A 7,124-nucleotide genomic window follows, 5' to 3' on the forward strand; every position below is an offset into this window, starting at 1 on the left:
GCCCCGTACACCGGCTCGGCCCTCGGACAGCACTGGATGTACCAGGGCAAGCACGTCCTGATCGTCTTCGATGATCTCTCCAAGCAGGCTGAGGCCTACCGCGCCATCTCGCTGCTGTTGCGTCGCCCGCCGGGCCGCGAAGCGTACCCGGGTGATGTCTTCTACCTGCACTCCCGGCTGCTGGAACGTTGCGCCAAGCTGTCCGATGAACTCGGCGGCGGCAGCATGACCGGTCTCCCAATCATCGAGACCAAGGCCAACGACGTCTCGGCGTTCATCCCGACCAACGTCATCTCGATCACCGACGGCCAGGTCTTCCTGGAGTCCGATCTGTTTAACAAGGGCGTCCGGCCGGCGATTAACGTCGGTATCTCGGTATCCCGCGTCGGTGGCGCCGCCCAGACCAAGGGACTCAAGGACGTCTCCGGTTCGCTGCGTCTGGAACTGGCGCAGTTCCGTGAGCTCGAGGCCTTCTCGGCCTTCGCCTCCGACCTGGACGCCGCCTCGAAGGCACAGCTCGAGCGCGGTGCGCGCTGGGTGGAGCTGCTGAAGCAGGACCAGTTCAGCCCGGTCTCCGTCGAAGATCAGATCGTGTCGCTATACCTGTGTGGCGAAGGCTTCATGGACTCGGTGCCGGTGGGCGATGTGCGACGGTTCGAGAGTGAGCTGCTGCTCGACCTGCACCACAGCGCGGCGAGCGTCTACAGCAACATCGCCGGTGGCAAGAAGCTCTCCGCGGAAGACAAGGCTGCGCTCGCGGTCGCTACGAACAACTTCAAGGCCGGCTTCATCGCCTCGGACGGCTCTCGGGTCGTTGAGGTCGAGGCGGACGCACTGGCCGCCGAGGACGTCGAGCTCGAGACGATCCGAGTGACGAAGAAGACCAAGTAGTCATGGCGACCATTCGGGAACTGCGCTCGCGGATCAAGTCGATCGAGTCGACGAAGAAGATCACCAAGGCGCAGGAGCTGATCGCCACTTCGCGGATCACGAAGGCTCAGGCCCGCGTTGCCGCGGCTCGTCCCTACTCGGACGAGATCACCACGGTGGTGGCTACCCTGGGTAGTCGTGCGCACCTCGCGTCGATTCCGCTACTCAACGCGCGGGAAGATCTTCGGCGTGCGGCGGTTATCGTGGTGACCAGTGATAGCGGTCAGTGCGGTGGTTACAACTCCAATGTCCTCAAGGAGACCGAGGAGCTGCTCTCGTTGCTGCGCTCGGAGGGCAAGGAGCCGGTGCTCTACGTCTTCGGCCGCAAGGGCATCGGTTACTACAGCTTCCGCGAGCGTGCTGTTGCCGGCGGCTGGTCGGGTTTCTCCCAGCAGCCGGTCTTCGCGGACTCGGTGTCGGCCACCAGCCATCTGGTGGAGGGATTCTTGGCCGGTTCGGGTGAGTTCGTCGCTGCGCCAGACGGCGAGGGCACCGTCGAAGGTTTCGACGAAGTGCACATCGTCTACACGCGTTTCGTATCCATGCTGTCGCAGCAGCCGGTCGTTCGCCGGATGGCGCCGATCGACGTGGAATTCGAGCTCGAACGACTCGATCTCGGTGCCGACATGCTCGATGAGTCGCCGGGATCGGCGGTGGGGCCGGAGATCGAGTTCGAAGGTGACGACGCCACCGCACTGCTGGACGCGTTGCTGCCTAAATATGTGGCTGCACGAATCTTCGCGGCGCTGCTGGAGTCGGCTGCCTCGGAGAGCGCCGCGCGTCGGACTGCCATGAAGGCGGCCACCGACAACGCCAACGAGCTGGAGAAGACGCTGAGCCGCCAGGCCAACGCGGCTCGCCAGGCGCAGATCACCCAGGAAATCAGCGAGATCGTCGGCGGCGTAGAAGCCCTCGCGCATCACTAAGACATCACGAGGAAAGAGAAGAATCATGACTGCAGCAGTCACCGAGCCGACCACGGCCGCTTCGGCGACCGCCGGTCGCGTCGTCCGGGTCATCGGCCCGGTCGTCGACGTGGAGTTCCCGCGCGGCGCCATCCCTGAATTGTTCAATGCGCTCCATGCCGAGATCACGCTCCCGGCTGTGGCCAAGGTACTGACCCTGGAGGTCGCCCAGCACCTGGGTGACAACGTGGTGCGTACCGTTTCTATGCAGCCGACCGACGGCCTCGTTCGCGGCGCGGTCGTCACCGACTCGGGCAAGCCGATCTCGGTTCCCGTCGGCGACGTCGTCAAGGGCCACGTCTTCAATGCGCTGGGCGACTGCCTGGATGCGCCGGGGACGGGGCGCGACGGCGAGCAGTGGGGCATCCACCGCAAGCCCCCGGCCTTCGATCAGCTCGAAGGTAAGACCGAGATCCTCGAGACCGGTATCAAGGTGATCGACCTGCTGACCCCGTATGTCAAGGGCGGCAAGATCGGTCTGTTCGGTGGTGCCGGTGTCGGCAAGACCGTGCTGATCCAGGAAATGATCACGCGTATCGCTCGCGAGTTCTCTGGCACCTCGGTGTTCGCTGGCGTCGGTGAGCGTACCCGTGAGGGCACCGATCTCCACCTCGAGATGGAGGAGATGGGCGTGCTGCAGGACACCGCATTGGTGTTCGGCCAGATGGATGAGCCCCCAGGCACCCGTATGCGCGTTGCGCTCTCGGCCCTCACCATGGCCGAGTACTTCCGCGACGTACAGAACCAGGACGTGTTGTTGTTCATCGACAACATCTTCCGGTTCACGCAGGCCGGTTCCGAGGTGTCCACCCTGCTGGGCCGGATGCCGTCGGCCGTGGGCTACCAGCCCACCTTGGCGGACGAGATGGGTGAGCTCCAGGAGCGCATCACCTCGACTAAGGGCCGTTCGATCACCTCGCTGCAGGCGATCTACGTCCCCGCCGACGACTACACCGACCCGGCGCCGGCGACCACATTCGCCCACTTGGATGCCACCACGGAGCTTTCACGGCCGATCTCGCAGTTGGGTATCTACCCGGCCGTGGACCCCTTGACCTCCACCTCGCGCATCCTTGAGGCTTCGATCGTCGGCGAGGAGCACTTCCGCGTCGCGAACGAGGTGAAGCGGATCCTGCAGAAGTACAAGGAACTGCAGGACATCATCGCCATCCTCGGTATGGATGAGCTCTCCGAAGAGGACAAGGTTACTGTCGCCCGCGCGCGTCGTATCCAGAAGTTCCTCGGCCAGAACTTCATCGTCGCGGAGAAGTTCACCGGTCAACCCGGCTCGGTGGTTCCGCTCGTGGACACGATCGACGCCTTTGACCGGCTGTGCAAGGGCGAGTTCGATCACTTGCCAGAGCAGGCGTTCAACAGCTGTGGCGGTCTGGACGATGTCCTCGCCGCGGCCGCCAAGATCACCGGAAAGTAGTTCGCGACCATGGCTAAGACCTTCCGTGTGGACGTCGTTTCACCCGACCAATTGCTGTTCTCGGGGGACGCTACCTTCCTTCGGGCGCAGACAACGGCCGGTGAGGTCGGTATCCTGGCCGGTCACGCACCACTGTTCGCCGAACTCGCTGCGGGCGGTTTCGTCGTGGTGACTCTTGAGGACGAAACAAAGGTCGCGATGGCGGCGCAGGGCGGATTTCTGTCGGTCAGCGCCGAGGCCGTGAAGGTGCTTGCTGAGTCGGCACAGTTGGCCGCGGAGATCGATCTTGCCGCCGCCCAGGCTGCGCTTGAGGCGTCGGACGAGGGTAGCGTCGATTACTACGAGGCGCGCTCGCGGGTTCGCGCTGCAGAGGCGCTGATCTAGCGAGGCGAAGTCCGATATGATTACCACCAACTGCCGTCCCGGTCATCGGGGCGGCAGTTGGTGTCTTCACAGGCATAGGACACAACGTGAAACGAGGAGGGTGCGGTGACCTGGTGGGGCTGGCTCATCCTCGCGGTGGCCGCGATTGGTGCGTTCTTAGTCGGTGGACTCTTCTACCGGATCCGCGAGGTCCGCAGCGCCGGTACACCAGTGCTCTTTCGGTCCATGCCGGCTGGTCGTGGTCAGGGCTGGCGGCACGGCTCGGTGCACTACACCGAGGACGCGCTCGTCTACTATCGGCTCAGTTCGCTGCGGCCAGGACCGACTGCAGTCTTGCCGCGCCGTCGAGTAGAGATCACCGCTCGACGGACTCCCGAAGGTAGCGAGCTCGAGATCATGGACACCGCGATGGTGGTGCTTGACGTGCAGGTCACCGTATCGACCCACCGGGTCGTCGACTACGAGATTGCGATGGAACGTGTGCTCGTCACGGCCCTGTTGTCGTGGCTGGAGTCACGGTCGCCGGAACGGTCTCGGCGTCGTCGGGGCGCGTGACCGCAGCCTATCCGAGCGGGCATACCGGGGTCATCGGGATCGATTGGCGCCTGGAACCCACTTCACATCGCCGCGGCCAGCGCGAACATTGGCCACTCGGGCCAGGATGAACAGTAGATCCGAGAGCCTGTTCAGATACTTGGCCGGCAGGATGTTGGTGTCCTCGGGGTGTGCGTCGACGGCGGCCCACGCGGCGCGTTCGGCCCGGCGGGTCACGACCCGTGCTTGGTGAAGCAGCGCTGCCAACGCAGAGCCGCCAGGGAGAATGAACGAATCGAGTGGTGCTAGCTCTGCGCCGAAACCATCGCACCAGGCTTCCAGCGCGTCAACGTAACCGGCCTCGATTCGCAACGGGGGGTATTTCGGATCGGGATCGACGGGCGTGGAAAGGTCGGCGCCAGCGTCGAAGAGGTCGTTCTGGACAGTGGTGAGCACCGCGGCAATGTCGGCGGGCACCGCACCGCCGGAGTCACTGCCGCCCAGGGCCAGCGCCAGGCCGATCGCGGTATTGGCCTCGTCACAATCGGCGTAGGCGGTCACCCGCGGGTCGGTCTTGGGTACCCGAGAGAAGTCGGAGAGACCGGTGGTGCCGTCGTCGCCGGTTCGGGTGTAGATCTTTGTCAGATGGACTGCCATAGGAACCCAATCTACCGGGGTGCTCGCCGTTTTTGCCGGAGACCGATGCCCTAAGCTGTCGAGGTGGGCGATCGATATTTGGTGACTGGTGGAGTACGGCTCACCGGCGAAGTGGTGGTCGGTGGCGCCAAGAACAGCGTCTTGAAGTTGATGGCGGCGTCCTTACTGGCGCCGGGACAGACGGTGCTCACCAACGTGCCGGAAATTGCGGACGTTCCGCTGATGGCCGAAGTGCTGGTTGGTCTCGGGGCGACGGTGTCGATCGATGGCGATACCGTCACGATCGATTCACCCGAAGTGCTGGACTATCACGCGGACTTCGAGGCGGTGAAGCAGTTCCGCGCCTCGGTTTGTGTGCTCGGGCCGCTGATGGCTCGGTGTAGGCGCGCGGTCGTCGCGCTGCCCGGTGGCGACGCGATCGGTTCACGTCCCCTTGACATGCACCAGTCTGGATTGCGGGCGCTCGGTGCGCACAGTGCCATCGAGCACGGCTGCGTCGTGGCCGAAGCAGAACAACTGGTAGGCGCTCCGATCTCCCTGGAGTTTCCGTCGGTGGGCGCCACCGAGAACATCCTGATGGCTGCGGTGCTCTCCGAGGGAGAGACCACTATTGACAACGCGGCACGCGAGCCGGAGATCATTGATCTTTGCGAGATGCTCAATCAGATGGGTGCGCGGGTCGACGGCATTGGCAGTTCGACACTGACGGTCGTGGGCGTCGAGCGACTCACGCCGACCACGCATCACGTGGTTGGCGATCGGATCGTCGCTGGCACGTGGGGGATCGCCGCGGCGATGACTCGGGGCGACGTGACCGTCCGCGGGGTCAACCCGCAGCACCTCAACTTGGTACTGAAGAAGCTCGTCGACGCCGGGGCCACTGTCGATCGGCTCGCGGACGGCTTTCGCGTGCGTCAGGCCGGTCGACCGCTGGCGGTGGATACCGCGACCCTGCCGTTTCCCGGTTTTCCCACTGACTTGCAACCGATGGCGATCGGACTGGCGTCGATCTCCGAGGGCATGTCCTTGATCACCGAGAACGTCTTTGAGGCGAGGTTCCGCTTCGTTGAGGAGATGGTCCGGCTCGGTGCCGATGCTCGTACGGACGGACACCATGCGGTGATACACGGCGTGGTGAAGCTGTCGAGCGCTCCGGTGTGGTCCAGTGACATTCGGGCTGGCGCTGGTCTGGTCCTGGCTGGGCTGGTGGCCGACGGCGTGACCGAAGTACACGACATCGAGCACATCGACCGCGGCTACCCGCATTTCGAGGAGAACCTGCGCGCTCTCGGCGGGACGATCGAACGCATCAGCGACTGACCCTCTCCGGTCGGCGCTACCGGGACGCAGTGCCCCACCTCCCCTGAAGGGCTGGTGAACGCCCTTGAAGGGCTGGTGAACGACCTACGCATGTGCCGACGCCGTTGCCAGCTTGGCCGAGTCGGCGGGAATGCCGGCGTCCCTCTCGCCGCTCGGCGCGGCGTCCGGGCCGACCCCCGAAGTCGCCGTCGTCGGCGAGGCCGGGTCGGTTGATACGGCCCGGGTCGAGGTGGCGCGCACTGCCCCGGACGTCGTGGTCGTCGACCTCAAGCTCACGGCGGTTACCGACTAGGAGGGCATGCGGCTGATCAGTGAATGCAAACGCTGGAATCCAGACATCGCAGTCCTCGTCCTGACCACCTTCCTCGACGACGATCTGGTGACCCGGGTCGTCTGGGCCGGAGCTGGCGGGTCGCCAGTAAACGCGGACTGATCGATCAGGTGCGAGTCCGACCACGCCGCGCTCCGCCGCTTCGCCCCAGACGCTGCCGCTTTCGACTGCCGCGACGAAGGCCTGCGCAACGCGGCACGGCCGACCTGCAGGCTGGCCTCCATCGGCGGAACCAGGATGTTGACGATCCGGTCGTCGCTGAGCTCTGCGGGCCGCAACTGGTGTTCGATCGCCACGTTCTTCGGGCCGGCGCGACGCCCGAAGGATCCGGACGGCGCAGCGCACGCGGAGTCGGGGCGAGCGCCGATGAACATCCGTGTCGTCCGGTCGAGTTCGCTGGCGACACCGGTCATGAGTGCCAGCTATACCTGGTAGGCGTTAGCCAACCTGCCCGAACGGGCGCAGATGCCGGCCGATGGGGCAAGCACCCGACCAGGTGTTCAGATCCGAGGAACTGCCGGTGCAGGACCCTGACCTGGGGAGTTGTGTTCTTGTTGGGGTGTGTGTAACT

Annotated in this window: 6 protein-coding genes and 2 pseudogenes; 7 read left to right on the forward strand and 1 reads right to left on the reverse strand. The window is 64.7% G+C overall.

Annotated elements, in window-relative coordinates; translation table 11 throughout:
- From WAW85_RS06975 to WAW85_RS06995, 5 genes and pseudogenes are all read left to right on the forward strand, one after another.
- Positions 1 to 891: pseudogene (locus WAW85_RS06975) on the forward strand (F0F1 ATP synthase subunit alpha); the annotation flags it as partial.
- Positions 892 to 893: 2 nt separating this feature from the next.
- Positions 894 to 1,856 carry a F0F1 ATP synthase subunit gamma gene (locus WAW85_RS06980; RefSeq protein ID WP_422558903.1) on the forward strand — a complete coding sequence of 321 codons (963 nt, stop codon included), beginning with the start codon at positions 894 to 896 and terminating at the stop codon, positions 1,854 to 1,856.
- Between the two features lie 25 nt (positions 1,857 to 1,881).
- Positions 1,882 to 3,327: a F0F1 ATP synthase subunit beta gene (gene atpD, locus WAW85_RS06985; protein WP_422558904.1), complete on the forward strand. Its 1,446-nt coding sequence runs from the start codon at positions 1,882 to 1,884 to the stop codon at positions 3,325 to 3,327.
- Between the two features lie 9 nt (positions 3,328 to 3,336).
- Complete coding sequence (locus tag WAW85_RS06990) at positions 3,337 to 3,711, forward strand: F0F1 ATP synthase subunit epsilon (RefSeq protein WP_422558905.1); 375 nt, start codon at positions 3,337 to 3,339, stop codon at positions 3,709 to 3,711.
- Positions 3,712 to 3,816: 105 nt separating this feature from the next.
- Entirely contained in the window at positions 3,817 to 4,266 is a 450-nt protein-coding gene (locus tag WAW85_RS06995; protein WP_422558906.1) for a DUF2550 domain-containing protein, read from the forward strand.
- A gap of 30 nt (positions 4,267 to 4,296) precedes the next feature.
- On the opposite strand, the gene WAW85_RS07000 is transcribed toward WAW85_RS06995, so the two are convergent.
- On the reverse strand, positions 4,297 to 4,902 hold the full coding sequence (locus tag WAW85_RS07000) for a cob(I)yrinic acid a,c-diamide adenosyltransferase (protein WP_422558907.1): 606 nt from the start codon (positions 4,900 to 4,902) through the stop codon (positions 4,297 to 4,299).
- A gap of 63 nt (positions 4,903 to 4,965) precedes the next feature.
- Here WAW85_RS07000 and murA point away from each other — a divergent pair, with 63 nt between their 5' ends.
- Both murA and WAW85_RS07010 read left to right on the forward strand, forming a co-directional pair.
- Positions 4,966 to 6,222: a UDP-N-acetylglucosamine 1-carboxyvinyltransferase gene (gene murA / locus WAW85_RS07005; RefSeq protein WP_422558908.1), complete on the forward strand. Its 1,257-nt coding sequence runs from the start codon at positions 4,966 to 4,968 to the stop codon at positions 6,220 to 6,222.
- Positions 6,223 to 6,352: 130 nt separating this feature from the next.
- A pseudogene (locus WAW85_RS07010) lies at positions 6,353 to 6,634 on the forward strand (response regulator); the annotation flags it as partial.
- Positions 6,635 to 7,124 lie beyond the last annotated feature (490 nt).

The sequence above is a fragment of the Gordonia sp. (in: high G+C Gram-positive bacteria) genome, from assembly GCF_049299075.1.
Classification (GTDB): domain Bacteria; phylum Actinomycetota; class Actinomycetes; order Mycobacteriales; family Mycobacteriaceae; genus Gordonia.

Excerpts from the sequence above, each read along its gene's own strand:
- WAW85_RS06980 (WP_422558903.1), top strand. The coding sequence starts at position 894 with ATGGCGACCATTCGGGAACTGCGCTCGCGGATCAAGTCGATCGAGTCG.
- atpD (WP_422558904.1), top strand. The coding sequence starts at position 1,882 with ATGACTGCAGCAGTCACCGAGCCGACCACGGCCGCTTCGGCGACCGCC.
- WAW85_RS06990 (WP_422558905.1), top strand. The coding sequence starts at position 3,337 with ATGGCTAAGACCTTCCGTGTGGACGTCGTTTCACCCGACCAATTGCTG.
- WAW85_RS07000 (WP_422558907.1), bottom strand. The coding sequence starts at position 4,902 with ATGGCAGTCCATCTGACAAAGATCTACACCCGAACCGGCGACGACGGC.